Annotated in this window: 23 protein-coding genes; 6 read left to right on the top strand and 17 right to left on the bottom strand. The window is 63.9% G+C overall.

All coding sequences use genetic code 11. From position 1 onward, the window contains the following. Window positions 1–9: 9 nt before the first annotated feature. The 13 genes from IGS61_RS14730 to IGS61_RS14670 all read right to left on the bottom strand — a co-directional run bounded on the left by IGS61_RS14730 (window position 10) and on the right by IGS61_RS14670 (window position 11,945). Complete coding sequence (locus IGS61_RS14730; RefSeq protein WP_230540249.1) at window positions 10–948, bottom strand: type II secretion system F family protein; 939 nt, start codon at window positions 946–948, stop codon at window positions 10–12. 13 nt (window positions 949–961) lie between these two features. Further along, complete coding sequence (locus IGS61_RS14725) at window positions 962–1,939, bottom strand: type II secretion system F family protein (RefSeq protein ID WP_230540248.1); 978 nt, start codon at window positions 1,937–1,939, stop codon at window positions 962–964. A gap of 14 nt (window positions 1,940–1,953) precedes the next feature. Next, window positions 1,954–3,300: a CpaF family protein gene (locus tag IGS61_RS14720; protein WP_077408925.1), complete on the bottom strand. Its 1,347-nt coding sequence runs from the start codon at window positions 3,298–3,300 to the stop codon at window positions 1,954–1,956. A 57-nt stretch (window positions 3,301–3,357) separates the two neighbouring features. Beyond that, window positions 3,358–4,527, bottom strand: coding sequence for an AAA family ATPase (locus IGS61_RS14715; protein ID WP_230540247.1), 1,170 nt, complete (start codon window positions 4,525–4,527; stop codon window positions 3,358–3,360). A gap of 52 nt (window positions 4,528–4,579) precedes the next feature. After that, entirely contained in the window at window positions 4,580–5,188 is a 609-nt protein-coding gene (locus tag IGS61_RS14710; protein WP_230540246.1) for a TadE/TadG family type IV pilus assembly protein, read from the bottom strand. Beyond that, on the bottom strand, window positions 5,178–5,660 hold the full coding sequence (locus IGS61_RS14705) for a TadE/TadG family type IV pilus assembly protein (RefSeq protein ID WP_230540245.1): 483 nt from the start codon (window positions 5,658–5,660) through the stop codon (window positions 5,178–5,180). The genes IGS61_RS14710 and IGS61_RS14705 overlap by 11 nt, the downstream gene beginning before the upstream one ends. Then, window positions 5,657–7,087, bottom strand: a complete 1,431-nt coding sequence (locus IGS61_RS14700) for a TadE/TadG family type IV pilus assembly protein (RefSeq protein ID WP_230540244.1) — start codon at window positions 7,085–7,087, stop codon at window positions 5,657–5,659. The genes IGS61_RS14705 and IGS61_RS14700 overlap by 4 nt, the downstream gene beginning before the upstream one ends. Continuing rightward, window positions 7,077–7,391, bottom strand: coding sequence for a hypothetical protein (locus IGS61_RS14695; RefSeq protein ID WP_230540243.1), 315 nt, complete (start codon window positions 7,389–7,391; stop codon window positions 7,077–7,079). Before IGS61_RS14695 ends, IGS61_RS14700 begins: the two co-directional genes overlap by 11 nt. A gap of 16 nt (window positions 7,392–7,407) precedes the next feature. Continuing rightward, window positions 7,408–8,838 carry a type II and III secretion system protein family protein gene (locus tag IGS61_RS14690; protein ID WP_230540242.1) on the bottom strand — a complete coding sequence of 477 codons (1,431 nt, stop codon included), beginning with the start codon at window positions 8,836–8,838 and terminating at the stop codon, window positions 7,408–7,410. Window positions 8,839–8,856: 18 nt separating this feature from the next. Further along, complete coding sequence (gene cpaB / locus IGS61_RS14685; RefSeq protein ID WP_230540241.1) at window positions 8,857–9,711, bottom strand: Flp pilus assembly protein CpaB; 855 nt, start codon at window positions 9,709–9,711, stop codon at window positions 8,857–8,859. Next, the gene (locus tag IGS61_RS14680; RefSeq protein ID WP_230540240.1) at window positions 9,708–11,081 is read right to left on the bottom strand and encodes an ATP-binding protein; all 1,374 of its coding nucleotides are present in this window, start codon (window positions 11,079–11,081) and stop codon (window positions 9,708–9,710) included. The genes cpaB and IGS61_RS14680 overlap by 4 nt, the downstream gene beginning before the upstream one ends. Window positions 11,082–11,174: 93 nt before the next feature. Continuing rightward, window positions 11,175–11,708 (bottom strand): A24 family peptidase, encoded by a 534-nt coding sequence (locus IGS61_RS14675; RefSeq protein WP_230540239.1) that lies wholly within the window; start codon window positions 11,706–11,708, stop codon window positions 11,175–11,177. A gap of 54 nt (window positions 11,709–11,762) precedes the next feature. Continuing rightward, window positions 11,763–11,945 carry a Flp family type IVb pilin gene (locus IGS61_RS14670; protein ID WP_034752975.1) on the bottom strand — a complete coding sequence of 61 codons (183 nt, stop codon included), beginning with the start codon at window positions 11,943–11,945 and terminating at the stop codon, window positions 11,763–11,765. Window positions 11,946–12,426: 481 nt separating this feature from the next. On the opposite strand from IGS61_RS14670, the gene IGS61_RS14665 reads away from it, so the two are divergent. Continuing rightward, window positions 12,427–13,473, top strand: a complete 1,047-nt coding sequence (locus IGS61_RS14665; protein ID WP_230540238.1) for a GGDEF domain-containing protein — start codon at window positions 12,427–12,429, stop codon at window positions 13,471–13,473. A gap of 122 nt (window positions 13,474–13,595) precedes the next feature. Here IGS61_RS14665 and IGS61_RS14660 read toward each other — a convergent pair whose 3' ends face one another. Next, window positions 13,596–14,825 carry an HD-GYP domain-containing protein gene (locus IGS61_RS14660; RefSeq protein ID WP_230540237.1) on the bottom strand — a complete coding sequence of 410 codons (1,230 nt, stop codon included), beginning with the start codon at window positions 14,823–14,825 and terminating at the stop codon, window positions 13,596–13,598. Between the two features lie 130 nt (window positions 14,826–14,955). On the opposite strand from IGS61_RS14660, the gene IGS61_RS14655 reads away from it, so the two are divergent. The 3 genes from IGS61_RS14655 to IGS61_RS14645 all read left to right on the top strand — a co-directional run bounded on the left by IGS61_RS14655 (window position 14,956) and on the right by IGS61_RS14645 (window position 21,292). After that, a complete protein-coding gene (locus tag IGS61_RS14655) occupies window positions 14,956–15,897 on the top strand; it encodes a LysR substrate-binding domain-containing protein (protein WP_230540236.1) in 942 nt (313 codons plus the stop codon). A 194-nt stretch (window positions 15,898–16,091) separates the two neighbouring features. Then, on the top strand, window positions 16,092–19,688 hold the full coding sequence (locus tag IGS61_RS14650; RefSeq protein ID WP_230540235.1) for an indolepyruvate ferredoxin oxidoreductase family protein: 3,597 nt from the start codon (window positions 16,092–16,094) through the stop codon (window positions 19,686–19,688). A gap of 203 nt (window positions 19,689–19,891) precedes the next feature. Further along, window positions 19,892–21,292: an ATP-binding protein gene (locus IGS61_RS14645; RefSeq protein ID WP_230540234.1), complete on the top strand. Its 1,401-nt coding sequence runs from the start codon at window positions 19,892–19,894 to the stop codon at window positions 21,290–21,292. 7 nt (window positions 21,293–21,299) lie between these two features. Here IGS61_RS14645 and IGS61_RS14640 read toward each other — a convergent pair whose 3' ends face one another. After that, a complete protein-coding gene (locus IGS61_RS14640) occupies window positions 21,300–22,310 on the bottom strand; it encodes a substrate-binding domain-containing protein (protein WP_230540233.1) in 1,011 nt (336 codons plus the stop codon). A 433-nt stretch (window positions 22,311–22,743) separates the two neighbouring features. Between IGS61_RS14640 and IGS61_RS14635 the strand changes: the two genes are divergently transcribed. Further along, a complete protein-coding gene (locus IGS61_RS14635; protein ID WP_230540232.1) occupies window positions 22,744–23,076 on the top strand; it encodes a hypothetical protein in 333 nt (110 codons plus the stop codon). 9 nt (window positions 23,077–23,085) lie between these two features. Here the strand turns inward: IGS61_RS14635 and IGS61_RS14630 are convergent, their stop codons facing one another. Beyond that, window positions 23,086–24,129 (bottom strand): MBL fold metallo-hydrolase, encoded by a 1,044-nt coding sequence (locus IGS61_RS14630; RefSeq protein WP_230540231.1) that lies wholly within the window; start codon window positions 24,127–24,129, stop codon window positions 23,086–23,088. A 151-nt stretch (window positions 24,130–24,280) separates the two neighbouring features. On the opposite strand from IGS61_RS14630, the gene IGS61_RS14625 reads away from it, so the two are divergent. Continuing rightward, entirely contained in the window at window positions 24,281–24,904 is a 624-nt protein-coding gene (locus tag IGS61_RS14625) for a TetR/AcrR family transcriptional regulator (protein WP_230540230.1), read from the top strand. Here IGS61_RS14625 and IGS61_RS14620 read toward each other — a convergent pair. After that, window positions 24,877–25,986 (bottom strand): WD40/YVTN/BNR-like repeat-containing protein, encoded by a 1,110-nt coding sequence (locus tag IGS61_RS14620; RefSeq protein ID WP_230540229.1) that lies wholly within the window; start codon window positions 25,984–25,986, stop codon window positions 24,877–24,879. The two genes, IGS61_RS14625 and IGS61_RS14620, sit on opposite strands and share 28 nt — an antisense overlap. Window position 25,987: the final 1 nt, after the last annotated feature.

Here is a 25,987-nt window from a genome sequence, read left to right as displayed (position 1 = left end):
TGACTCCTTTCAGCGGTTGGCCATGGCCGGCACGAGCACGCGATAGACTTCGATCACGGCCGGCCCCATGAGTACCAGCATGAGGGTGGGAAAGACGCAAAAAATCAGCGGGAACAGCAGTTTTAACGCGATCTTCGCTGCCGCCTCCTCGGCCAGCAGGCTGCGCTTGCCGCGCAGGTTTTCCGAATGCACGCGCAGCGAATCGCCCATGCTGGTGCCGAAGCGCTCCGACTGGATCAGCATGGCGACCAGGGTGTCGACGTCTTCCACGCCGCTGCGCAGGGCCAGGTTGCGCAGCGCCTTTTCCTTGGAAAAGCCGGCGCGCATTTCCATCAGCACCAGTTGCAATTCCTGCGCCAGCACCACGCTTTTGATGTGGATTTCGCCCGACACCTTCACCAGCGCGCGCTCCAGGCTCAGGCCCGCTTCCACGCACACGGTCAGCAAGTCGAGCGCGTCGGGGATGTTTTCGAAGATGTCGCGCTGGCGCCGCTTGGCCGTGCTGGCCAGCACCAGGTTCGGCAGGTAATAGCCGACGGTGGCGCCGACGCACAGCAGCAGCAACAGCACGCTGCGCAGCTGCGCCGCCATGGCGCTGGCCGCATACAGGCCCAGCACGCTAGGGAATAGCAGGGCCAGCACGGTTTTCGCGGCGAAGTACAGGGCCGGCGCGCTGGCCTGGCGCCAGCCCGCGTTCATGAAGCGCGTGCGCAGCGGCGAGCGCTCCCAGCCCTCTTCCGGCAGCGACAATTTGCTGAACGGCTGCGCCACGCGCGCCACGCGCTCCACCCAGCCGTTTTCCACCACCGCGTCGCTGGCGGCCGGCGCCATAGAGCCGAACAGGCGCTGGCGCAGGGCGCCGGGAAAGAAGATCAGCCACGCCAGCAGGGCCAGCGCCACCACCACGGCGAAGACGATCAACAGGAACAGCAATTGTGCACCGCTCATGCCACCTCCGGTTTTATATCCTGATGCGGATCACATTGCGCATCCAGACGACACCCAATGCCACCATGCCGGCCGCGTACCACAGCAGTTTTATGCCGCTCGGATCGGTCCACAGCAGGCGGATGTATTGCGGGTTGACCAGCGCCATGACGCCGATCATCACCACCGGCATCAGTCCCAGCACCCAGGCCGACATGCGTCCCTCGGCCGACAGCACGCGCACCTGCCCCAGCAGCTTCAGACGGGCGCGGATGATGCGCGCGATGCTGACCAGCACCTCGGCCAGATTGCCCCCCGATTCGCGCTGCACCAGCACGGCGATGACGAGGTAGCGCAAGTCCGTCAGCGGAATGCGCGCGGCCAGGTTTTGCAGCGCCTCGTTCATCGGCACGCCGTAATTGATCTCCTCGTGCGCCATCTTGAATTCGCCGCTGATCGGCTCATTGAGTTCATCGCCCACCATCTGCAGCACATTCGAAAACGAGTGCCCGGCGCGCAGCGCGCGGGCCAGGAAATCGGCCGCTTCCGGCAATTGCGCCTCGATCTTCTTCAGCCGCGCCGCGCGCGCGCGCAGCACCACCATGTACGGCCCGCCGCCCGCCACGCCCAGCAGCAGCAAGGCGCCCGGCAGCGGCATGGGCCAGATGGCCAGCCACAGCAGCGCCAGCAGCAGCAAGCCGCCCGCGCCGCCGAGGAATTGCGCCACCGACCACGACAAGCCCGATTGCAGCAGCAGGTGATCCAGCCGCGCCATGTGCGGCATGCGCCGCAGCAGCCGCTCCAGGCCCGGCGCACGCGCATAGCGGCGCTGCTTGAGGATGGAGACCCGCTCGCCGCCCGCTTCGCCGCGCGCCGCCATCAGCTGCAAGCGCCGGTTGATGCGCCGCGCCGCGCTGCCGTGCGTGCCCGACCACCACAGCCAGGCGCCTTCCACCATCAGGATGCAGGCGGCGAACAGCAGCACGGCGAAGCCGTAGAAGACCAGGTCCATGATGCGTCCCCCCTCTATTCGTAGATGCGGTCCGGGTCAAAGACGCTGTCCGGAACCGGCGCGCCAAACATGCGCAGGCGCTCAGTGAAGCGGGGCCGCACGCCCGTGGCGCAAAAGTGGCCCAGCACCTTGCCCGCGGCATCGACGCCCGTCTGCTCGAAACGGAAGATTTCATGCATGGCGATGATGTCGCCCTCCATGCCCGTCACTTCCTGCAGGCTGACCAGCTTGCGCGCGCCGTCCGTCAGGCGCGACACCTGCATCACCACCGTCACGGCCGAGCAGATCTGCTGGCGCGTGGCACGCGGCGTCAGGTTCACGCTGGCCATGCCGACCATGTTTTCCAGCCGTGCCAGCGCATCCCTCGCCGTGTTCGAGTGGATGGTCGCCAGCGACCCTTCATGGCCCGTGTTCATCGCCTGCAGCATGTCGAGCGCCTCGGCGCCGCGCACCTCGCCCAGGATGATGCGGTCGGGCCGCATGCGCAGCGCATTGCGCACCAGCGCCCGCTGGCTTACTTCCCCCTTGCCTTCGATATTCGGCGGGCGCGTTTCCAGGCGCACCACGTGCGGCTGGCGCAGCGCCAGTTCGGCCGCATCCTCGATGGTGACGATGCGCTCGCTGCCGGGAATGAAGCCGGACAGCACGTTGAGCAGGGTCGTCTTGCCGCTGCCCGTGCCGCCCGAGATCAGGATGTTGACCTTGGCCTGCCCCAGCGCCTGCAGCACCTGCACCATGGGCGGCGTCAGGCTTTTATAGTCGAGCAGGTTGGCGATCGTCAAAGGCTGCACGGCAAAGCGCCGGATCGACAGGATCGGCCCGTCGACGGCCAGCGGCGGGATGATGGCGTTGACCCTGGAGCCATCCGGCAGGCGCGCGTCGACCATCGGGCTCGATTCGTCGACGCGCCGTCCCACGCGCGAGACGATCTTTTCGATGATCTTCATCAGGTGCGCATTGTCGTGGAAGGTCACGTCCGTCAGCTGCAGCCGCCCGCCGCGCTCCACGTACACCTTGTCGCAGGTATTGACGAGGATATCGGACACGCTGGCGTCGGCCAGCAACGGTTCCAGCGGACCAAAACCCAGCATCTCGTGCTGGATGTCGAGCACCAGGCTATGCCGCTCGTGCTGGTTCAGCACGATGCGCTCTTCCTCGATCACGCGCTGCACCAGCAGCGCCAGCTCGTGCTTGAACTGCTCGGCCGTCAGGCGTTTCAGGCGTTCCAGGTCGATACGGTCGAGTATCGTCTGGTGCATGGTCTTTTTCAGTTCCTGGTAGGCGTGCAGCGCCAGCGCGCCTTGTCCATTCGTGGCGGGGCGCACCGTTTCATTTGCCGCCAGGCGTTCGCGTAAGGTCATCTCGGCTCCCATGATGGCTCCCGGCGGGAGCCTTGACACAATTCAGCTGCCGCCCCGTCAAGCCTCGCTGCGGCTGAACAGGCGGTCGAACAGGCCGCGGCTTTCCGTCACGCGGCGTGCCGTCACCAGCTCCACCAGCTCGGCCAGGCTGCGCGCCACGGCGCTGGTGCGCGACAGCTGCAGCAGCGGGATGCCCTGGTTGACGGAATCGGTGGCGGCGATGTAATCGTTGGGCACCGTGTGCACCACTTCCGCACCCAGCGCCTGCTCCAGGTCCGCCAGGCGCAGCCGCCCGCCCTTTTCATAGCGGTTGACGATCAGGCGCAAACGCTCGCCCGGGTAGCCGAGCGAGCGGAAGATGTCGAGCAGGCGCCGGCCGTCGCGGATGTCGGGCAAGGCCAGCTGCAGCACCGGATAGATGGTGTCGGCGTTGTCGAGCGCGCGCAGCGACAGCGCATCGATCTGGCGTCCCACGTCGAGCACGATGTAGTCGTAGTGCTGGCGCGCCACGGCCAGGATGCGGTCCATGTGCTCGGGCTGCATGTCGACCTTGTGCGCGGGGTCGTCGGCCGCCGCCAGCACGCCAAAGTTCGGCGTCACGTGCACCAGGCACGAGGCGAGAAAGGCGCCGTCCATGCGCGCGATCTGGGCGCAGATGTCGGACAGGGTCATGGCCGGCTTCTGGTCCGAGACATACAAAGTGGCGTCGCCGAACTGGCCGTGCAGGTCGATCAGCAGCACCTTGCAGCCGGCCAGGCTGGCCAGCGCGTAGGAAAAATTCGTCGATAAAAAAGTGGCGCCACTGCCGCCCTTGCAAGAGATAAAGGCGAGCACCTTGCCGTCGCGCATCTGCGTCACGCCGGCCTGGATATCGACCCGGTCCATCGCCTCGTGGAAGGCCTTGTGCACCAGCGGCAGCTGCAGCACTTCGCGCATGCCGGCGCGCATGGCGCGGATCAGCACATCCTGCTGCTGGCCCCGCGTGAGCAGCATCAGCACGGCCAGCGGATACTGGCGCGCCAGGCGCTCGAGCAGGTCGGCCTCGTCGGCATCGATGCCGCTGGCGTCGACGATCACCAGCTCGGGCGCTTCGGGTTGCATGCGCTCGACGGCGTCGCGCAGGCCGCTGCGCCGCTCCAGCAGCCGCAGCACGGGCATGCGGGCCGCGCCTTGCGCCGCGATTTCGTCGTGCAAGCTGGCGTCGCGGGTAATCATCAAGGCTTTCATCGCCCCTCCTTCATTCAAGGCAATACATTCGGCTGCGCCAGCAGAGCGGCGCTCATGGACAAAAACCGGGATTGTCCGGATAACCCAGCGACTCGGCCACCGCCATGGTGATCCCGCTGGGCAAACGTATGGCGCCTGCGCCGGAGGGGAACATCACGCCCAGCAACGGCAAAATGGGCCGGTACGGCACGCTCTCGCAGCGCGTGCCGACACCCGGCTGGCACAGGCGCGCGCGCACGAAGCGGATGCAGCTGGCGCCATGCGGATCGTTCAGGCAATTGATGCGGTTGCGTTGCGGGCAGCCCGGCATCACCGTCACCGGCACCGCCGCCAGCGCGGCGCCACCGCTGTCCTCCGACAAATAATCGATGCGCACATGCGCGTCGCCGAGGCCGCCGCCCAGCGGCAGCGCACCCGGTGTGGCGCGCAGCACGGCTTGCGTGCGCACGGCCTGCAAGGCTGCGGCATTGCTGAAATCGGTGACGGCGGCAGCGCGCGCCGCGCGCCGGGTGATTTCATGCACCATGTTCCACACGTACACGGCACGCGCCATTTCCAGCATGGCGAACAGGAAGAGGAAGAACAGCAGCGCCAGCATGGCGAACTCGACGGCGAAAACGCCGCCCTGGCGCTGCCGGCGTGGAGGCGGGTTAATTGACATAGCGCAAGGTCGCATTCGCACGCAAGGGGATGGACGCCAGCTGCGGCAGCCACGCGCGCGTCAGGTCAGGCAGAAAGCCGGTGGGTATTTCCATGGTGACCTTGACGCGCACCTGCAGCGGCGCCTTCGGATAACTGCCGCAGTTATAGAAATCGTCGGCATAGATGCAATCGAGGCTGACGCTGAGCGCTTTCATGTGCGGCGCCGTTTCGACCATCGCATCGAGCACCAGCTGACGGGCAAAATCGCTGTGCTGCACGATAGCATCGCCGTTGGCCATCTGCGACAGCGGCAAGGTCGCCAGGTAGCGCGCCGCGTCATGCGCGCCCTTCTGCAAGGCCGTATAGGCGAAGAACGCGCGACCGAACAGCAGCACGAAGGGCAGCAGCGCCATGAAAAACAGCAGGATCAGCGCCAGCTCGATGGCGGCGACTCCACCCTGGCGGCGCGCCGCGCGGCAGGGCGGCCTCATTGCAGCAGCTCCGCGGGACCGGCCAGCGTGCCCTCGGCCGCCAGGCCGTCAAATTCGGCGCTCAGCACGCCATTGCTGGCCGGCGCCGTCATGAAGAAGCGGCCGATGCCCCGCACCTGGGCCAGCACGTCGCTGCCGGCCGGCACGGGGCAGGCCAGCAGGGGAATGTGCAGCAGGCGGCGCTGCGCCACGCCCGTGTTACTGGTCGGCGCCGTCTGGTAGGCTGGCGTCAGGTATGGCGATTTATCGGTCGGATAATTGGACTTGGCGGCCGGCGCCGCCGGCGTAGCGGGATACAGCTTGGGCCAGTCGCTGGTGGCAAACGGCAGATAACCGCCGGCCGGCTTCGGGCTGCTGTATTTCACCGCCCTGGCAAACGACCATAGCGGGCCATAACTGCCGACGCTGGGTGGCGTGGCGTTCGATTCCGGATCGGCCACGGACAACAGCGGGTTGCCCGTGCTCAGGGCGCTGGGCGCATCGGGCGTGTTCGTCATCCACCAGTTCGCGGCCGTATTCGGGTAGGCGCGGATATTCGTGTCGGGCGGCGCCACGACAGGATCGCAGCCGCTGCCCGCATGCTGGTTGAAGCGCGCGTTGAAGGCCGGCCACATGGTGGCGGGAAACGGCCGGTGCACGTGCACCTGGGCGCTGCCGATGCGCGGATACAGCACCATGCCGCTGCAGACAAACGGCAACACGCTCGCGTCGCTGACCTGCAGCGACGACCCCACCACGCCCGGCTGGCCCAGCGGATTGAGCACGAAATGTTCGGCCCCCGGGCCATGCGGATTGAGCTTCAACAGGTTATACGCCACGCCGCGGCGAAAACCATATTCCAGCAGCTCGACGGCCGGCAGCAATGCCGCATTCGTGCGCGGACTGGCCGCACTGGACGACAAGGCACAGATGGCCAGCGGCATCAGGCGCAGGCTGGTATGGCCCGCCACGGCACGCGCGCCCGTGTCCAGGGTGCGCAGCGCGGGCGACCAGGCACCGAGGAAGGCCGTCGCCACCCGCCCCAGCGATGGGTCATTGGCCTGCGTATCGACGCGCACGAACAGCGCCGTGGCGGGATCGGGCACGCTGCCCGCCGCATGCCATGCGCTGGCGGGCGCGTCGGGCGCGCTGGCGAAGCGGATGCTGGCATCCGACAGGACGGCGCCCTCCATGCGGCGGCGCCAGGCGCTGCGGTCGGCCGCACTGTGCTTGGCTTTGTCCACGGCAGCGAGCAAGCCTTCGGGCGTGCCCACCAGTTCCGCCGCCGCCGCCATCGCCGCGTTGTCGGCCAGGTTCTGCAATTCCGTCTTGCGGCCGATGACTTGCCCCACGTCCAGCGCCAGGCCGACAAAGCCCAGCACCAGGATGAGCAGGATGGCAAAGGCGATCAGCATCGCCCCGCGCTGGCCCTGGCGTCTACTTGCCATTGCCGCCTCCCAGCATGAATTGCACGGGCTGGGGCGCCTGGCCGTTCGGTTCCGCAAACGAGGCGCGGTAGCGCTGCATGACGGCGTGCGCGCTGGCGCCGTCGAGGCCATCGGCCGGCGTGCGATTGACGGCGCCGGCCGGCTCGCGCACCTGCTGCGCCATGGCCAGGCGCACGGCGTCGCCGAAGCGCCCGTCCAGCCGCGGCGTGCTGCCGTGCGTGCAGGCGGCCAGCAGCAGCGCCGCCAGCAGCGCCGCCAGCAGCGCCGCCAGGCGCCGCAACGTCATCAGGAGCGAATTCGGCATGGCGTGTCTCCCCGTCTCATTTCAACTCGAAACCGTTGGCCGCGCGCGGCGGCGGCACGGACGGCGGCGCCAGCGTCCCTTCCATCTTGCCGTGCAACATCAGATCCGTGCGCGAGGGCGGCGCCAGCTGCGCCGTCGGCAGCACGGCATCGGCCGGCAAGGGTTTCACCAGGTGCGCGGTAATGACGAACAGCAATTCCGTGCGGTCATGCTGGAAATCCGTGCTGCGAAACAGCGCGCCGAGGATCGGCAGCTCGCTGAGCCAGGGCACGCCCGTGATATTGCTCACCTGGTTGTTCTTGATCAAGCCGCCGATGGCATAGCTCTGGCCGTCGTACAGCTGCACCGTGGTCGAGGCGCGCCGCGTGGTGATGACGGGCAAAATCGAGCGTCCGCTGACGCCGGCGGCGGAAATGCCCACGCCCTCGCGCGACAGTTCCGACACTTCCGGCGCCACCTTCAGGTTGATGCGCCCGCCCGACAGCACGGTCGGGGTAAAACGCAGGCCGACGCCGTATTCGCGCTCTTCCAGGGTGATCTTGTTGTTGTCCTGGCCGACGGGAATGAAGATCTTGCCGCCGGCCAGAAAACTGCCCTCCTGGCCGCTGATCGCCATCACCGTCGGCTCGGCCAGGATGCGCACCAGGCCATCCTGTTTCTGCGCCTCGATGGTCAGCTGCTGGCCATTCGACTTGCGCACGTCGAGCAAGCCATTCGCCGTGCCGCTGAGGAAATTCGACAGCAGGGTGGTGGCCCAGCTGCCGGAGGCGAAGCGCAGGGTGGCGCCCACTTCCAGCCGCTCCAGCAAGGACTTCGACACTTCGGCGATCTGCACGGCCAGCATCACCTGCTGCGGCGCGCTGACGTCGAGCATATTGATGACGCGGCTGTTCGCGCTGCCCGCGCCGCCGGGCGCGGCGGCCGCCAGCGGCAAGGCCGTGCCATCGGCCGGCTTGGGCAGCGCCAGCGCGTGCGTAGCGCGGCGCACATACGCGTGCGCCAGCTCGACGGCGCGCAGCACGGCGCCCGCATCCTGCACCGTGCCCGACAGCACCAGGGTATCGGCCACGGCCGTCACGCGGATGGCTTTTTCTTCCGGCATCAGGGCCGCCAGGGTCGATTGCAGGCCGGCCGGATCCATGCTGACGCTGACGTTCACCACGCTGCACACGCCGCTTCTGCCCTGAATGATCATATTCGTGCTGCCCACGTCGACGCCGACCACATATAAGGTGTCGGGCGCCACCAGCATGGCTTGCAGCACGGCCGGATTGCCGACGCTGCGGGCCAGCACGGCCTCGGGCAGGCGCAGCATGCTCGACTTGCCCACCTGCAGCTGCAAGTTGCCGGGTGTCGCCGCGTCACCGCCGCAGCGCGGGCCAGGATCGGCCGCCGCGCCGGCAAGCGGCAACAGCAGGCAGCACAGTGTCAGCAGGGCGCGGTTCATGAGCGTGTCCATGGTTGGCTAAAAACATTCGCGCGACTGGCGCGTCCCGTCGATAACGCCGCTGCACTGGCGCTTTGGTTCCTGCGGCGCCTTCGCCACGCGCACCGGGCGCGGCGCGGCGGCCGGCACGGGCGCGGCGGCCGGAGCGGGCTCGGCTTCGTGCGGCCCTCCCAGCAAGGTCAGCTTGGTGGCGCCTTCCGTCACGCCCGGCTGCGGGTCGACCTGGTTGCGCAGCACCAGCGACAAGCTGCCCACGCTGCGCGCCAGATCCAGGTTTTCCGCCTGCTCCGGCGTCACTTCCAGGGTCACGGCATTGACCACGCGCGGCTTGGTCTCGTCGCGCCCCACTTCCTGCGCCACGGCCAGCACGAGGATGCGTTCGAGGACGATCTTGGAAATGTTGCGGCTTTGCGGAAACGCGCGGTCGCCGGCATCCTGCTGGGTGCTGACGATGATGTCGACATAGTTGCCCGGCAAGGCGAAGCCGGCCACGCCGATCACATCGTTGACGCGCACGGTGATGGCGCGCCGCCCTTCCGTGATCAGGGCCGACAGGCCGCCCAGGGTGCCCACGGGCGCCAGCTTGGCTTCGCTCAGCGGCTCGCCGCGCAGCACGCTCGTTTTCAGCACCCGTCCCGCCAGTTTCGCCGGGTCTTGCAGCGCGCCCTGCGGCAAGCTTTCCGCCGGCCACTCGGCCAGGCGCAGCATGTCCGGCGTCAGGCGCTGGCCCAGGTTGACATCGCTGGCGGCGACGACGATCTTGCCCTTGCCGGCCGGCGTCTGGCGCAGCAGCCAGTGCGATGCCAGCAGCACGGCCAGCAAGCCCAGCACGACTGCCAGGCCCATCATCAGAATGGCGCGCCGGTTCTTCATGCGATGCGCTCGCACAGGCTGGCGGCCGGCATGTCGCAGCTGGCAAACAGGCTGCTCCAGGCTTGCTCCAGGGCGCCCACCGTCAGGCGCGCTTCGCTGCCGGCAAAGCCGGCAAAGTCGCCTATGCGCGCCAGCAATTCCTGCGGATAGCTGGCCAGCAAGGGCCGCCCCTGCGCGCCATGCAGCTGCAGCAGATGGTTCAGGGCCGGCTCGTCGATGGCCATGCCGGCCAGGCGGCATTGCTGACGGAACAAGGCGCGATAGGCGCTCTCGGTCAGCGGCCCCACCTGCACCTTGTAGCCGATGCGGCGCAGCAAGGCGGCGTCAAACAGCTCGCCCGGCGGCACATTCGTGGCCAGCACGAGGGCATTGTCGAAGGGCACGCTGACCTGCACGCCGCCGGGCAGGCCCAGCTGGTCGCTGCCGCGCGCCAGCGGCTGCATCAGCCGCGTCAGCAGTTCTTGCGCGCCCAGGCGCTGGCGGCCCAGGTCGTCGATGATCAGCATGCCGTTGTTGGCCCGCACATGGGGCGGCGCCTGGTAGCAGCCGCCGCTGGCGTCATGGCGCAATTCCAGCGTGCCGGCGTCGAGCTCGGCGCCCACGTGGATCACGGGACGCTGGCACAGCACCCAGCGGATGTCCGTACTGCGCCGCTCCAGCGCCTGGCGCGCATGGCTGACATGCTGCGGCGCGGGCGGCAGGTGCTGCGCCGGATCGTACAATTGAATGATGTCCTGGCCGACGATGATGGCGTAGGGCACGGCCACCAGCCCGTGCAGCAATTGTCCCAGCTGCAGCGCCAGGGTCGACTTGCCGCTGCCGGGCGGACCGTACAGCAGCAGCGAGCGTCCCGAATGCAGGGCCGCGCCGACCACGTCGAGCATGCCCGGACCCGCATGGGCGCCGCCCAGCACGGCGGCCAGGTCGTCGCTGCCGACGCGCTGTTCCTGCGCCAGCCACGACTGGCGCGCCACCATGGCGCGGTACGCTTCCAGGGTGACGGGCGCGGCGCCGATATACGCGCAGCGTTCGAGGAAGGCGCTGGCGCGCTGCTTGCCGGCGCCCGTCAACTGGTACTGCACGTCGATATCGGATTCGCCGCGCCAGGCCACCTCGGCCATCTGCTCCGTCACCATGAAATCGAGCACTTCGCGCAAGACATTGATCGACAGACGCAAGCGCGTCGTCAGGGCGGACAGATGCGTCTTGCCGCCCACAAACATCAGCTTGGCGATCAGTTCGACCACCAGCGGCCGCTCCAGTCCCGTTTCACGCAAGCTCTTCGGCTGCGGCGGCAAGGGCGGCATCAGGTTCGCGTCGGCAGGGCGCGGCGCACTCTCGGTGCTCATGGAATAGTCGACCTCGGTCATGCTGCATCTCCAAGCCGGTTAGGACTGCATTGAACAGAATTCATTCTAGCGAGCGGGGACTGGCGCCCATTGATCAAGAGCAATGAATGACAATCAGAAATAATGCCGCCCTTGCACCAGCAGGCAACCGAGGGCGATGGCCAGGCCGTACGGCATGTTGCCCACGCTGGCACCGCTGCCCAGTGCGTTTGGCGCCAGGGGAATGCCGGCCATGCGCGCGATCATCGGCCACAGCAGTTGGCGCAGATTGCCCAGGCAGGCGCGCCACTTGCCCTGCCAGGTGATCATCAGCACGGCCATCAGGCCGCCCAGCACAAACGTGGCGAAACAGATCTGCAGCACGGGCCAGGGGCCGGCAAAGGCGCCCGCCATGGCGATCAGCTTGACGTCGCCGGCGGCCATGCCGCGCAGCACGTACAGAGGTAAAAACAGGAAAAAGCCCGTGGCCATGCCGCCCAGCCACAGCGACGGCACGCTTTGCGGCCACAGCCACAAATGCAGGGCCAGCGCGGTGAGGATGCCGGACAACACCACACCATTCGGTATCTTGCGGCGGATCAAATCACTGACGGCGGCGGCCGTCACAAAACACAACAACAGCAGGTCGCACAAGGCAGTTGCAGGCATGGCATACCTCCCGAAAAAAAACCCGCTGCCGGCCGGCCAGCAGCGGGCACCCGCTTAGGGCGTCAACACCAGGTTCGACGAAATGTCGGTGAGGACGGCCAGCAAGTTGGTCTTGATCAGCAAGAAACCGGCCGTGATGGCGGTAGCCATCAAGGCCGCAATCAAGCCGTATTCGATTGCCGTAATGCCATCCTCATCCTTGACAAACTGCTGTACTGCCGACAGGAAGGTATGCATGACAAGCTCCCAAAAGTGAATCACAAGTCCCTGGCGCAATCGGGTGTGAAACATTGCCCATTCCTGCTAATATGTTTCCTGCCGTAAATTTCTGCGCCATTGCATTGACTATAAAGCGTCTACGTTTTGGCAAATTGACGCGCCACAAGTTTCCATATGGAAATTATCAAACCCTGTTGAAATGACGACTGGCGCAAACAAATGTTGCGATCAGGATTGAAAGTCTGCGTCAGGGCAAGTTTTTTGCAACGCGCTGCCCTAATCTCATGTATTTACATGAAATATTGCATACGTTAATTGCCTATTAGGCAAAAAGACATTATCCTGCTTAGCTCTTCTTTGGAAAGGCCTCTCGCCCGGCGGTACAGAGCGTCATGCCACCAAATAAATCTTGGCTTCTTGTAGACGGACGCGAACATGCTCTTGCTTGATGCAATGCTGCTATGACGACACTTGTGTGACTACTTTCCAGAGAACGACAATGGATTCCCTACTGAAACACATGGTGGATATGACCGGGCACCGCGACCACACGATGCTCGACATCTCCGTGATCTCGGCGGTCCAGGAACTCGCTTCCGCGTCGCAGACCCGTGTGCTGGCCCTGACCAGCGTGCGTGGCCAGGTGTTCGTGCGGTCGCGGGCCATCATCGTGGCGGGCAGCGTTGCCCGTATGGAAGACAATGCCGATCCTGCGCTGCCGGGTGAACCGCTGTCGGACTACCCGGCCCTGGCCGCCTGCATCGCGCGCCACGAGGCGAGCGCCGACACCCTGTGCGCCGACGGCCGCCACCTGCTGTGGCTGCCCATCTGGATCGGCGACCAGGTCACCACCTGCCTGGAAATCACCAACCCCACGCCCTACACGGGCGCCACCATCCAGGTGATCGGCGGCATCGTCAGCGTGTACCGCAATTTCCAGAACCTGCTCGACTACAGCGAACGCGATTCGCTCACCGGCTTGTTGAATCGCAAGACCTTCGACGACCAGCTGGCGAAAATCCTGCAAAGCCGCGGCGAACCGGAAGCGGAAAGGCCGCGTCCCGTCGAGGAAGAGCGGCGCCACCATACGGATACGGAACGGCAATGGCTGGCCGTGATCGACGTCGACCATTTTAAATTGGTCAACGATAAATTCGGCCACCTGTATGGCGATGAAGTGCTGATCCTGATCGCCAACCAGCTGCAATCGTCGTTCCGCTCGCAAGACCGCATCTTCCGCTTCGGCGGCGAGGAATTCGTCGTGCTGCTGCGCTCGATTACCCTGGAAAATGCGCAGAAAATCATCGACCGCTTCCGCACCAATGTCGAAGCGCACGACTTCCCGCAAGTGGGCCGAGTCACCGTCAGCGTGGGCTTCGTCAGCATCAACGCCTACGAAGCGCCCGTCATCATCCTCGGCCGCGCCGACCAGGCCTTGTATTACGCCAAGAGCCATGGCCGCAACCTGGCTTGCCACTATGACGAGCTGGTCGCCAAGGGCTTGCTTACCACTATCGCCTCGAACGATACGGCGGAATTTTTCTGATCACCTGAGAAAACGTCCATCGCGGCGTTGCAGGCGCTCGCCGTACTGGTCGTACTGTCTTCGCGCCTGCGCCTTGCCCTGAACGTTTTTCAGGCGCTCTCAGTCAAAAACAAAAAACCTGATCAGGCATCCGCGAGGGAGAGAAAGCGCATGGGATCGACCTGCCACCTGGCAGCCGACTCATGGCCGACGATCTTGTCGGCGCCGCCGAAGCCGAAGCCGCGCGACAGATCGACCGTTTCGGGCTTGATGTAGGTCTTGCTTTTCGTACTGAAAAACACGTTCACCTTCGGCGCCAGCAGATTGCTTTCGTGCGCCTCGACGACGACGGCCAGGCGGCCCGATTCCAGCATCACCATGGTGCCCACCGGATAGATGCCCACGCAGCGCATGAAATCCTGCGCAAACACGGGGTTGAAGTGGAATTTGCTCCATTCATAGATCTTGCGCAGGGCTTCGGCGGCCGCAATGCCCTTGTGGTAGCTGCGGTCCGACGTCAGCGCGTCATACACATCGACGATGGCGGCCATCTGCGCCAGCTCGCTGATGGCGTCGCCGGCCAGCTGGTCCGGGTAGCCGCTGCCGTCGCGCCGCTCATGGTGATGCAGGGCGATGTCGAGGGGAATGGCGCCCAGCTCGGGCGACTGGCGCAGGATGTCGTAGCCGTCGCGCGGATGGCGCTTGATCAGGGCGAATTCTTCCGGCGTCAATGGACCGGGCTTGTTCAGGACGCTGTCGGGCACCAGGGCCTTGCCCGTGTCGTGCAGCAAGCCGCCGAGGCCGGCCTGGTGCGTGGTGGCCGCATCGATGCCGCGCGAGCGGCAAAACGCCACCAGCAGCGCGCACACGCTGACGGAATGCAAAAAGGTGTAATCATCCTTGGTCTTGATGCGCAGCAAGCCGACGAGGGCGCCGGGATTGCGCAGGATCGATTCGGTAATATCTTGCACCGTGTGCTGCACACGGTCGAGCTCGACGGCCTTGCCCAGGCGCACATCGGCCATCACCGTGCGCACCAGGCTCGCTGCCTGCCGGCGCACCTGCGTGGCGCGGGCCAGTTCCATGCCCAGCGACACGCGCGTGACCACTGGCGGCGCTGCCGCGGCGATCTGCACCAGTTCGCGCTCGGTCTCGGCGCGCGCCTGCGCCACGGTGGGCGCATCCTGCACGTCGAGGCCCTTGCCGCTGTCGATCACCACGTCGTGGATGCCGGCCTGCACGATCTTGCGGATTTCCTCGTCGCTGCGCAACAGGAAACGGTTGCGCACGAAGGGATGCGTCATCCAGTCGCAGCTGAGGTCATGAATGTACATGCCCACTTTTAATTGAGACGAATCAACTTTCTTGAGCATGCTGTCATCCCACAAATACGCGTCTGGAGCACCGAAGGGGCTAGAATGAGTATAACAAAATTGTTATTCTGCTGGCCGCGTTCGGCGCCGCGGCGCAATTTTTCCGATCACCGTACCGCTTCTGGAACCCATGGAACTGCGCCAATTACGCTACTTTGTTGCCATCGTCGACCACGGCTCGCTGTCGCGCGCGGCCCTGGTCCTGCACGTGGCGCAGCCGGCCCTGACGCAGCAGCTGCGCCAGCTGGAAGAGGAACTGGGGGTGCAGCTGCTGCACCGCTCGGCCCAGGGCGTGCTCAGCACGGACGCGGGCAAGGTATTCTACGAACATGCGCAGGCGATCCTGAAACAGGTGGCCGACGCACGCTCGGCCGTCACGCAAAGCGCCACGCGGCCGTCCGGCAATGTCACCCTGGGCTTGCCGCACAGCATCTCCGGCGCCCTGGCCCTGCCCCTGCTGCTGGCCGCGCGCGAACGCTATCCCGAGATCACCCTGCAACTGACGGAAGAAATCACGGGCAACCTCAATGAACAGCTCAAATCGGGCCGCATCAACCTGGCCGTGCTGTTCGACGATGGCCAGCTGACGCCGTTTTCCTGCTGCCCGCTGGTGGAAGAAGAGATGCGTTTTATCTGCCGCAGCGATTCGCCGTTCGCGCCCGCCGGCCTTGCCGTGTCGTTCCAGCAAGCCTTGAGCGCCACCCTGATCCTGCCTGGCCTGCAGCACGGCGTGCGCCCCCGCATCGACAGCCGCGCCCGCGAACTGGGCCTGGAGACGGCGAACGTGATCGAGATCAACTCCATCGCCATCCTGAAATCGGCCATCCTGGCCGGCATGGGCGCCACCATCCTGCCCGCCGCACCGCTGCTGGCCGAACTCGACAGCGGCGCCATGCGCAGCTACGCCATCCACAGCCCCGTACTGTCGCGCACGGTGGCCCTGTGCGCCTCGAAGAACATCCCCCTCACCAATGCGGGCAACGCCGTGAAGCACCTCGTGCTGCAAGTGGCCGCCGAGCTGTGCGGCAGCGGGCGCTGGGTGGGGGCGCACGTGCTCTCGCCCACGGCATAAGTATTTCTTATACCCCCATCGCCAAAGCGTATTTGCCCCCACTCCTGACTCGTTCTACACTGACCACATTAATTATTTTAAATTTAAAATAGTTATGTGCCGCCCACACGCGGCCGTCCCGTCTGCACAGTGCGCGCCTTACCGGGCGCGTCCCTTGTACAGCCGTCATCTGAAACACCCTTTTGGAGACAGCCATGTCCGTGACCACGGAAAACGGCTCCGCAGCGTTCGCTAGAAACGCCGGTGCCGCGCCATCTACACCTCTTGAGCCTTCCCGCTTGACCACCGTCAGCCTCGACGACAAATACACGGCCACTTCCGGCGCCATCTTCTTGTCCGGCATCCAGGCCCTCGTGCGCCTGCCCATGATGCAGCGCCTGCGCGACCAGGCCGCGGGCCTGAACACGGCCGGCTTCATTTCCGGCTACCGCGGCTCGCCCCTGGGCGGCCTCGATGAAAACCTGTGGAAAGCCAAGAAACAGCTGGAAGCGCACCACGTGCAGTTCGTGCCCGGCGTCAACGAAGACTTGGCGGCCACGGCCGTCTGGGGTTCGCAGCAGGTCGACCTGATCGGCCCGGCCAAGTACGACGGCGTGTTCGCCATGTGGTACGGCAAGGGCCCGGGCGTGGACCGCTGCGGCGACGTCTTCAAGCACATGAACCATGCGGGAACCTCGAAACTGGGCGGCGTGCTGCTGGTAGCCGGCGACGACCATGGCGCGTATTCGTCGACCCTGCCGCACCAGTCCGACCATCTGTTCTCCGCCTCGATGATCCCCGTCCTGTATCCATGCAATGTGCAGGAATACCTGGACCTGGGCATCCACGGCTGGGCCATGTCGCGCTTTTCCGGCTGCACGGTAGCCTTCAAGGCCCTGGCCGACACGGTCGAATCGTCGGCTTCCATCGACGCCGATCCGTTCCGCGTGGAAGTGAAAATTCCGCAAGACTTCGTCATGCCCGAAGGCGGCCTGAACGCGCGCCTGTCGAGCATCCCGCTGGGCCAGCAGGCGCGCAACCAGGAAGCGCTGATGCAGGACTACAAGATCTATGCGGCCCTGGCCTACGCGCGCGAAAACAAGCTCAACCACACCACCATCGACAGCCCGAACGCCAAGCTGGGCATCATTGCCTCCGGCAAATCGTATCTGGACGTGCTGGAAGCGCTGGAAGAGCTGGGCATCGACGAGCAGATGGCGGCCGATGTCGGCATGCGGCTGTTCAAGGTGGCCATGCCGTGGCCGCTGGAGCCGGACAGCGTGCGTGAGTTTGCGCAAGGTCTCGATGAAATTCTCGTGGTAGAAGAGAAGCGTCAGATCGTCGAATACCAGCTCAAGGAACAGCTGTACAACTGGCGCGACGACGTGCGTCCGCGCGTGATCGGCAAGTTCGACGAAAAAGGCGAATGGGTGGCGCCGCGCGGCGAATGGCTGCTGACCTCGAAGGCCGACTTTTCCGTCTCGCAAGTGGCGCGTGTCATCGCCAGCCGCATCGCGCGCCTGATTTCCGACCCCGTCACCTGCGACCTGATCAAGGCGAGATTAAGTTTCCTCGACGCCAAGGATGCGGTATTGAAAAAGGCCGTGAATACGCCTTTCCGCCCCGCGTTCTACTGCTCCGGCTGCCCGCACAACACGTCGACCAAGGTGCCCGACGGCAGCCTGGCGCTGGCCGGCATCGGCTGCCACGTGATGGCGACCTCGATCTATCCGGAAATGAACAAGCTGACCACGCACATGGGCGGTGAAGGCGCGCCGTGGATCGGGCAAGCCGCATTTTCCGAATTGCCGCACGTGTTCCAGAACCTCGGTGACGGCACCTACTTTCATTCGGGCTACCTGGCCATCCGCGCCGCCCAGGCGGCCAAGGTCAACATCACCTATAAAATCCTGTACAACGACGCCGTCGCCATGACGGGCGGCCAGCCCGTGGACGGCTTGATTACCGTACCGATGATGGCGCAGCAGGTGGCGGCCGAAGGCATCGCCCGCATCGCCCTGGTCACGGAAGATTTATCACGCTACAGCGACCGCAGCAACCTGCCCGCCCACCTGACCTTGCACGACCGCAAGGACATGGATGCCGTGCAGCGCGAATTGCGCGAGGTACAAGGCGTGTCCGTGCTGATCTACGACCAGACTTGCGCCGCCGAGAAGCGCCGGCGCAGGAAAAAAGGCGAGTATCCCGATTTGCCGAAACGCATGGTCATCAACGACGCCGTCTGCGAAGGCTGCGGCGACTGCGGCGTGCAATCGAACTGCGTGTCGATCCTGCCGAAAGAGACGGAATTTGGCCGCAAGCGCACCATCGACCAATCCTCGTGCAACAAGGATTACTCGTGCGCCAAGGGTTTCTGCCCCAGCTTCGTCACCGTCGAAGGCGGCAGCCTGAAAAAAACCAAGACGGGAGCGAGTAAAGCGGGCGAGACGGACAACTTCGGCCCGCTGCCGGAACCCCAATTGCCTGCCTGCGACGCGCCGTACAACATCCTCATCAACGGCATCGGCGGCACGGGCGTCATCACCGTGGGCGCGCTGATGGGCATGGCGGCCCACCTGGAAGGCAAGGGCGCGTCCGTGCTGGACATGACGGGCATGTCGCAAAAGAACGGTTCCGTCACCTCGCACGTGAAGATCGCCAAGTCCCCCGCGCACATCCGCGCCCAGCGCATCGCCACGGGCGAAGCGGACCTGATTCTGGGCTGCGACATGCTGACGGCCGGCGCGCAGGATGCCGTGTCGAAAATGCGCCCGGGTAGAAGCCTGGCCGTCGTCAACCTGCACGAACAGCCGCCGGGCACGTTTGCGCAAAATGCCGACTGGCAATATCCAACGGCGGAAGTGCGCCAGCTGATCGAAGAATCCGTGGGCGGCGCGGATGCTGCCGACTTTATCGACGCCACAAAACTGGCTACCGCGCTGATGGGCGACTCGATCGCCGCCAACCTGTTCATGCTCGGCTACGCCTGGCAAAAGGGCCGCATCCCCCTGACGCAAGCGGCCCTGCTGCGCGCCATTGAACTCAATGGCGTCGGCATCGAATCGAACAAGAAAAGCTTTTTGTGGGGCCGCCGCGCCGCCGTCGACGTGCGCAAGGTGACCCAAATCGCCACGCCGTCGCAAGCGATCATCGTGCAAATGCCGCAAAGCCTGGATAGCCTGGTGAAAAAGCGCGTGGAATTCCTCACCGCGTACCAGAACGCCGCGTATGCGGATGGTTACTTGACCCTGGTCAAACAGGTACGCGACCGCGAGAATGCCCTGGGACTGGGCCAGAAGCTGTCGACGGCTGTCGCCAAGAGCTATTTCAAGTTGCTCGCCTACAAGGACGAGTATGAAGTGGCGCGTTTGTACACGGATGGCCGTTTCGTGGAGCAATTGCAGCAGCAGTTCGAAGGCAACTTCTCCGTGAAATTCAACCTGGCGCCGCCGCTGTTCGCCAAGAAAGATGCAAAAGGGCATCTGGTGAAAGCGGAGTTCGGTTCCTGGATGTGGCGCGCCTTCAAGCTGCTGGCCAAAGCAAAAGGCTTGCGCGGCGGCACCTTCGACATCTTCGGTTATACGGCCGAGCGCAAGATGGAACGCGCGCTGATCGTCGAGTACCGCGAACTGCTGGCCGGCATGCTGGTGAACCTGACAGCGGACAATATTGCCACCTGCGTGGAACTGGCGACCCTGCCCGAGAAAATCCGCGGCTTCGGCCACGTCAAGGAAGCGGCCGTCGATACTTACCGCAAGGACAAGGCGAGGTTGCTGGCAAAGCTGGCTGATGGGAGCAAGCACGCAGCCTAGGTAACTCTGGAATACAACGCTGCCAGGTGGCTTGCCTGGCAGCGTTTAATTCACTATCCTGATCCTGCCATTTATTTCACTCGCTTTATCACACCAGAAAAACGACAGACGCAAAATAACCATAAAAATCAGCCACTTACAATCACATGGCAAAACATTGGGTCGTCCAGGCAATAGCGCTGCTTAAGTCCAGTCGGGATCCCGTGCCCCATGAGATCAATGAACTGGACTGGAAACTATCGTTGTCCGGCAACAAAGAGCGCTTAATCGAACATCTGATCGCCTTCTCCAATTGTCCGCACGGCGGCTATATGGTCTATGGCATCGCAGACGCTGGAGCTGCGCTGATGGGAGTTGAGCAAACTCAAGTTGAAGAAACCATTTTGCAGTTGACCAATCTGGGCCGCGATGCAGTTGAGCCGCCTCTTATCCTCGACCATGCAGTAGTCGAATACGACACCGTTCCTTTATTATTCGTTTATATCCGTGAACAAGCAGACAAGCCCGCACATCGCAGGGGCAAGAGTATTGAAGAAACATGGATAAGATCGGGTGGCACAAGTCGTAAAGCATCTCGATCGGAAGTTGGTGCACTCATGCTCAACAGCCATGCTCCCCGCTGGGAGGAACTACGAACGACACCCCTGCTTTCTGCCGATGAAGTCATCGAACATCTCGATCTGGCGACCATTTCCAAACTCTTGCAACGCCCTCTTCCTGACGACAGCTTTGAGCTGATGCGCTGGCTGGAGGAGGAAAATATGGTCATTCCCGATGGCAGCGGCTACTACATTACGCATTTCGGTGGTATCTCAGCAGCGCGTGAGTTGGAGCACTTCACGCACCTCAGTCGTAAACGTATTCGCGTCATCCGTTATAGCGGCACCAACAAAGTCGATACAATTGATGAAGTTCGCGGCAACAAAGGCTATGCAGTGGGTTTCGAAGGCTTGATCGGCTATCTACTGCGCGTCCTGCCACATTCGGAAGTGATCCAGCAATCCCTGCGTGAGCAAGTTAGCCTCTATCCTGAAATTGCGCTACGCGAATTAATCGCGAATGCCTTGATCCACCAGGATTTCAACGTCACAGGCGCTGGCCCTACTATAGAAATCTACGACGACCGCATCACCTTCACCAATCCGGGGACACTGCTTCCAAGCAAGCGCCTTGACCGTCTGATCGGTACGACACCAGAGTCACGCAATGAATTGCTGGCATCCAAATTTCGGCAATATCGGATCTGTGAAGAAAGGGGTACGGGATTCCAAAAAGTGGTCTCGGCCGTCGAGTTATTCGGCATGCCGCCCGTCCTCTTCACGCCACTGGAAAATGGTTTCCAAGTCACCTTGTACGCGCCAAGGCAGTTCGCCGACATGGCGCAGGTCGAGCGCGTGGAAGCTTGCTATCAACATGCCGTTTTGCAGTATTTTTCCAGCCAGACATTGACCAATACCACCTTGCGTACCCGCTTCAAGGTCAGCGAGCGCCAGCGCAATCAAATCACCAACTTGATTGCCGATGCTGTCGCAGCGGGACGCATCAAGCGCAAGGACAGCACCAGCGGCAATAAATTCGCGGAATACGTCCCATACTGGGCATGAACTGATGTCAATCCGCGCAGCGCCCCACCGTCGCCCCCGGCAACAGCACCGGTTGCCAGATTTCCTGCAGCCGTTCCGGCGGCGTGCCGGCCAGCAGCGATTGCAGCATTTCCACCATCTTGGCGCCGGCGCGGCGCAGGTCGGGCTGGTCGATGGTGGTGACGTTGATGCCGATCAAAGTGTCTTCCACATTGCCCCAGACAATGACGGAGATTTCCTTGCCGATTTCGATACCCGCATCCATCAGCGCGCGCACCACGCCCACGCCGGACAGGTGGTTGTCGACGATGACGGCCGTCGGACGGGGCGAGCAAGCCAGCAATTGCTGCATGGCCTGGTAGCCGCTGCGGCGGTCGAAAGTATTATCGAGCAGATAGGCGGGATCCAGCGGCAAGCCCGCCTGCGCCATGCAGCGGATAAAGCTTTCCTTGCGCTCATAAGCAAAATGCAGCTCCAGCGGCGCGCTCAGCAGGGCGATACGCTGGTGGCCATGCGCCGCCAGGAAGGACACGGCCAGGTCGATGCCCGTGTCGTTGTCGTAGTCAAAATACGCGTACGGCGCGTCGATGCGCGTGCGGCCGTTCGCGACAAACGGAAAGCCGACCTTCGTCAAATACGCGATGCGTTCGTCGACCACCTTGGTGCGGCCCACCACGAGGCCATCGACCTGGCGCCCGCGCACCATGTTTTCATATGACGGCTGTTCGTTCTGCGGCGACACGGGCGCGATGATCAGGCTCATCTTCGACGCTTCGACGGCATCCGACATGCCATTCACGACGGAAAGAAAGACGCTGTCGCCCAGGTCGCTGGGCAGCAGCGGATAGATCATGCCGAGCACGTTGGTGCGGCCGACGGCCAGGCTGCGCGCCAGCGGATTGGGCCGGTAGCCGACTTTCTTGGCGGCGGCCAGGACGATTTCACGGGTGCGGGAATTGACTTCCGGATAGCCGTTCAACGCCCTGCTGACTGTCGTTTTCGACATGCCGAGGGCAATTGCGAGGCTCTTGAGATTCATGTTAACTACCTGTCTGTATGGCAAAAGAAACCAACTCTGACCGTCCATTATAGCCCAGAGCGCCAAACAGGCCGCGCATTCGCGTGCGCATACATGGTAGAAAAACAACAACATATTGACTATTTAAAAAGCAACGTTTTATAGGCGACCACGTTTAACAACTGTGCGGCCTGGCCTCGGCAATGCCAGACAAACAAGGACTGAAAGCCACAGCGGGTACTCACTTTGGCAAATGTCTGGCCAGTTTCGGCATGCCGCTTCGGCAAGGCAAAGCGCGCACGATAAAATTATCAAGAAAACATAATTCACTGGAACTGTGCGAGAATTTGTCCTACTCTTGATTCAGGTAAAGATTACCTGCGGACACGTCGCGCTCCCCGGCCTGACTTCCCTCTCCTGCGCAAGCCTGGATATTCTTTCAAAGGTGAACAATGTGGTCACGCTAACATCCGTCAACAACTTGCAAGCCTCGCTGGCCACGGCGCAGCGCCGGGTCGAGCAAGGCCAGAACCAGGTACGGCGCGACAGCGAACAGCTGGCGCAAAGCCGCCAGCTGCTGGCGCGGGAACAGGAATCGCTGAGCCAGACGCAACGCAGCAGCCAGCAAGTGCAGGCCGATGCCCCCGCCGCCGTGAAGGCACCGCAGCTGGACCAGGCGATCAAGGTAGCCGTGCCGCAGCAAGCCATCCCGGCCGCGCCGAAAAGCACGCCCCAGCTGAACGGCTATGGCCAGACGCTGGGCCGCCTGATCGACGTGACGGCGTAACGGCGTAAATTACCGCAGCATTTCCTCTTCCAGCATTGGCAGCCACCATGTAGTCCCCTGCTTCGGCTGCGCCAGGTCAACCGCCTCGCCCATCTGCGGCGTGGCCAGGTTCACGCCCCGCTTGGCCGCCAGTCCCGCAATGCGGTCGAACGGCTCATGCCAGGCGTGCAGCCCCAGGTCAAAGGTGCCGTTATGCACGGGCATCAGCCACTTGCCGCGCAAGTCCAGGTGGGCTTGCAAGGTTTCCTCGGGCTGCATGTGCACGTCCGGCCACAGCTTGTCGTAGGCGCCCGTTTCGATCATGGTCACGTCGAACGGGCCGTATTTGTCGCCGATCTGCTTGAAACCGTCGAAATAGCCGGAATCGCCGCTGAAAAACACGCGCACCCCGGGCGCGTCGATGACCCACGAGGCCCACAGGGTTTGATTACCGTCAAACAAGCCGCGTCCCGAGAAATGCTGCGACGGCGTCGCGACGAGTTTCACGCCGGCTATCGTCGTCCCCTGCCACCAGTCGAATTGCTGCACCTTGGCGGCCGGCACGCCCCAGGACACCAGGGTGTCGCCCACGCCCAGCGGCGCAATAAAATGTTCGGTCTTGGCCGCCAGTTGCAGCACGGCAGCATGGTCGAGGTGGTCATAATGGTCGTGCGACAGGATGACGGCCTTGATCGGCGGCAAGTCGGCGATGCTGATGGGCGGCTGGTGAAAGCGCTTCGGGCCGGCCCATTGCACGGGCGAGGCGCGCTCGGAAAACACGGGATCGGTGAGGAAGAATGCGTTGTTCAGTTTCAGCAGCAGGGTCGAATGGCCGAGGCGAAACAGGCTGTTGTCGGGCGCGGCCAGCAGTTGCGCCCGGGTCAGGGCTTGCACGGGCACGGCAGCGGCCGGCACGGTGCTGTCGGGCTTATCGAAGAGAAACGTCCACATCAGCTTGAGCGTTGCCGCCGTGCCCAGCTTGTGCATCTGCACGGGATTGCGGAACTTGCCGTCGAGGCGTTGCGGTGATTCGGTGGGCGCGACGGGCGCGGCGCGCAAGGTGCAAGAACTCATGATGATCAGAACTCCCAAGAATAAGATGCGGTACATATGCAGCCCGGTCAATAAAATACAAGGATTAAATTACACTACACAGTGTAGTTCCTATTTCTGGCAAAGTAAACCAAGAGGTGTAAAATATTGTTTTCAAAGGAGATTTTCAGCCATGGCCGCACCGCAACGCCTCACCGACCGCAAGCGCGTCGCCATCGTCGATGCCGCCATCGCCGAGTTCCGCGAGCACGGTTTTGATGCGACCAGCATGGACAGGATCGCCGCCACGGCCGCCGTGTCCAAGCGCACCGTGTACAACCATTTCCCCAGCAAGGACGAGCTGTTCGCGGAAATCCTGCAGCGCATGTGGGAAAGCAGCATGGCCCAGCCTGCCGTGCCCTATGTGGCCAACCAGCCGCTGCGGCCGCAAGTGCTGGCCCTGGTCGAGCAAAAGATGGCCTTGCTGTGCGACGCGGCATTCATCGACCTGGCGCGCGTGATCTTTGGCGAAACCATCCACTCGCCCGAGCGCGCGCAAGCGATGGTGGCGCGCCTGAATGAAAAGGAAACGGGCTTGAATATCTGGATCCGCGCGGCGCAGCAAGACGGGCGCATCAAGGCGGGCGAGACGCTGGAAGTGGGGCACCTGCTGATGGCTCCACTGAAGACCTTTGCCTTCTGGCCGCAGATCACCCTCGGTGAGCCTCTGCTGGGCCCGGCACGCCGGCGCGAAGTGACGGAACTGGCCGTCGATATCTTCCTGTGCTATTACGGCGTGGCAAAACAGACGGCATAGACGGGCGGCAAGTGGGCGGAGATGGTCTGCCAATGTTCGCCCTCGTCACCCGAATACCAGGCGCCGCCCGTCGTCGACGCCATCACTAAACTGCGCCCGTCGTCGGCCAGCGCCAGCCCGTGGCGGTACACGAGGTCGTAGCAATGCCGCTGCGGCAATCCCTCGCGCAACACCTGGAACGTTTTGCCGCCGTCGCGCGTGCGCGTCACGGCCAGCGCACCATCGATGGGTATGCGCAGCACGTCCGCCTGCGCGGGCACGAACCAGGCCGTGTCGCCATCGCGCGGATGCACGGCCACGGCAAAGCCGAAATGCGACAGCGGCGCCGTGGTGACTTCCTGCCAGTGCCAGCCCGCGTCTTGCGAGCGCCAGATGCCGTTATGGTGCTGGCACCACAGCGCGTCCGGCGTGCCGGCGCTGCGCACGATGCGGTGCGGGTCTTGCACGGCTTCGTTTTCATCGAGTTCGGGCGGCATGTAGTCGGCCCGCATGCCCGTCGCGCTCAAGGCCCAGCTGGCGCCGCCATCGCGCGTTTGCCATACGCCGCCGCAGGACACGCCCACCAGCACGGTATTGCTGTCGCGCGGATCGACGCAGATGCTGTGGATGCCGGGCACGTCATAGCCGCCGCCAAACCATTGCGCCCGCTGCGGCACATTCCACAACGAGTCCACCAGCTGCCAGCTGTCGCCGCGGTCGCTTGAGCGGAACAGGCCGCCAGGCAGGGTGCCCGCCCACAGCACGCCGGGCTGGTCCGCGCCGCCGGCCGCCAGCGACCAGATCTGCCGCACCGTCCAGTCCACGGTATCGCTGCTGCCCTCGGGCTTGGCGGGATAGGCGGGCACGGCGACTTCTTGCCAGGCGCTGGAGCCCGCATCGCGGCGGTGCAGCTTGGCGCCGAAGTGCCCCAGGTTCAGAGCCGCGTACAGGGCGCCGTCGCGGCCATCGTGCAACAGCATGGAGACGGGGTCGCCGGCAAACTGCACCAGCGCCAGCTGCCAGGCGCCGGCCGCATCGACATCGAACTGGAACAGCCCCTTGCGGGTGCCGAGATACGCGCGTTGCGCCCTGCCTGGTCCCATG

The sequence above is a fragment of the Janthinobacterium sp. FW305-129 genome, assembly GCF_020858115.1.
Classification (GTDB): domain Bacteria; phylum Pseudomonadota; class Gammaproteobacteria; order Burkholderiales; family Burkholderiaceae_D; genus Janthinobacterium.
Note: the sequence above shows the minus strand (reverse complement) of the source record. Positions and strands in the feature narration are given on the sequence as shown.

What these genes read in the sequence shown, in the direction of transcription:
- IGS61_RS14710 (WP_230540246.1), bottom strand. Translation starts at nt 5,188, where the DNA reads ATGTCAATTAACCCGCCTCCACGCCGGCAGCGCCAGGGCGGCGTTTTC.
- IGS61_RS14655 (WP_230540236.1), top strand. Translation starts at nt 14,956, where the DNA reads ATGGAACTGCGCCAATTACGCTACTTTGTTGCCATCGTCGACCACGGC.
- IGS61_RS14640 (WP_230540233.1), bottom strand. Translation starts at nt 22,310, where the DNA reads ATGAATCTCAAGAGCCTCGCAATTGCCCTCGGCATGTCGAAAACGACA.
- IGS61_RS14700 (WP_230540244.1), bottom strand. Translation starts at nt 7,087, where the DNA reads ATGGCAAGTAGACGCCAGGGCCAGCGCGGGGCGATGCTGATCGCCTTT.
- IGS61_RS14630 (WP_230540231.1), bottom strand. Translation starts at nt 24,129, where the DNA reads ATGAGTTCTTGCACCTTGCGCGCCGCGCCCGTCGCGCCCACCGAATCA.
- IGS61_RS14625 (WP_230540230.1), top strand. Translation starts at nt 24,281, where the DNA reads ATGGCCGCACCGCAACGCCTCACCGACCGCAAGCGCGTCGCCATCGTC.
- IGS61_RS14620 (WP_230540229.1), bottom strand. Translation starts at nt 25,986, where the DNA reads ATGGGACCAGGCAGGGCGCAACGCGCGTATCTCGGCACCCGCAAGGGG.
- IGS61_RS14660 (WP_230540237.1), bottom strand. Translation starts at nt 14,825, where the DNA reads ATGCTCAAGAAAGTTGATTCGTCTCAATTAAAAGTGGGCATGTACATT.
- IGS61_RS14675 (WP_230540239.1), bottom strand. Translation starts at nt 11,708, where the DNA reads ATGCCTGCAACTGCCTTGTGCGACCTGCTGTTGTTGTGTTTTGTGACG.
- IGS61_RS14705 (WP_230540245.1), bottom strand. Translation starts at nt 5,660, where the DNA reads ATGAGGCCGCCCTGCCGCGCGGCGCGCCGCCAGGGTGGAGTCGCCGCC.
- IGS61_RS14670 (WP_034752975.1), bottom strand. Translation starts at nt 11,945, where the DNA reads ATGCATACCTTCCTGTCGGCAGTACAGCAGTTTGTCAAGGATGAGGAT.
- IGS61_RS14690 (WP_230540242.1), bottom strand. Translation starts at nt 8,838, where the DNA reads ATGAACCGCGCCCTGCTGACACTGTGCTGCCTGCTGTTGCCGCTTGCC.
- cpaB (WP_230540241.1), bottom strand. Translation starts at nt 9,711, where the DNA reads ATGAAGAACCGGCGCGCCATTCTGATGATGGGCCTGGCAGTCGTGCTG.
- IGS61_RS14650 (WP_230540235.1), top strand. Translation starts at nt 16,092, where the DNA reads ATGTCCGTGACCACGGAAAACGGCTCCGCAGCGTTCGCTAGAAACGCC.
- IGS61_RS14680 (WP_230540240.1), bottom strand. Translation starts at nt 11,081, where the DNA reads ATGACCGAGGTCGACTATTCCATGAGCACCGAGAGTGCGCCGCGCCCT.
- IGS61_RS14730 (WP_230540249.1), bottom strand. Translation starts at nt 948, where the DNA reads ATGAGCGGTGCACAATTGCTGTTCCTGTTGATCGTCTTCGCCGTGGTG.
- IGS61_RS14715 (WP_230540247.1), bottom strand. Translation starts at nt 4,527, where the DNA reads ATGAAAGCCTTGATGATTACCCGCGACGCCAGCTTGCACGACGAAATC.
- IGS61_RS14695 (WP_230540243.1), bottom strand. Translation starts at nt 7,391, where the DNA reads ATGCCGAATTCGCTCCTGATGACGTTGCGGCGCCTGGCGGCGCTGCTG.
- IGS61_RS14725 (WP_230540248.1), bottom strand. Translation starts at nt 1,939, where the DNA reads ATGGACCTGGTCTTCTACGGCTTCGCCGTGCTGCTGTTCGCCGCCTGC.
- IGS61_RS14720 (WP_077408925.1), bottom strand. Translation starts at nt 3,300, where the DNA reads ATGACCTTACGCGAACGCCTGGCGGCAAATGAAACGGTGCGCCCCGCC.
- IGS61_RS14665 (WP_230540238.1), top strand. Translation starts at nt 12,427, where the DNA reads ATGGATTCCCTACTGAAACACATGGTGGATATGACCGGGCACCGCGAC.